This is a genomic window from Halomonas elongata (assembly GCF_029081005.1).
Lineage (GTDB): Bacteria > Pseudomonadota > Gammaproteobacteria > Pseudomonadales > Halomonadaceae > Halomonas > Halomonas elongata_B.
Genome location: NZ_JAJQTQ010000162.1, coordinates 1 through 230 on the forward strand (window position 1 = coordinate 1; position 230 = coordinate 230).

The 230-nt window shown below is 62.6% G+C and carries 1 protein-coding gene; it reads left to right on the plus strand.

Going from position 1 to position 230, the window contains the following annotated elements:
- Window positions 1–230 (plus strand): hypothetical protein (locus tag LU493_RS19930; RefSeq protein ID WP_275289522.1); only part of this gene is annotated, 230 nt, incomplete at both ends.

Here is a 230-nt window from a genome sequence, read left to right on the forward strand (position 1 = left end):
GCGTCCAGCTTTACCCTCAAGGCCCTGGATGGCCTGCAGGATACGGGTGCCGTGACCCTGGATTACACCGACGAGAACGGTGATCCGGCCACGCTCGAGCTGAGCAAGGCCGAGGTGGAAGCGCTGGGCAGCGATTCGCAAACCCTCTCTACGCAGTACGGCGAGCTGACCCTCAACGGCTACAGCCAGGCCGATGACGGCACCATCACCCTCGACTACAGCTATGAGCT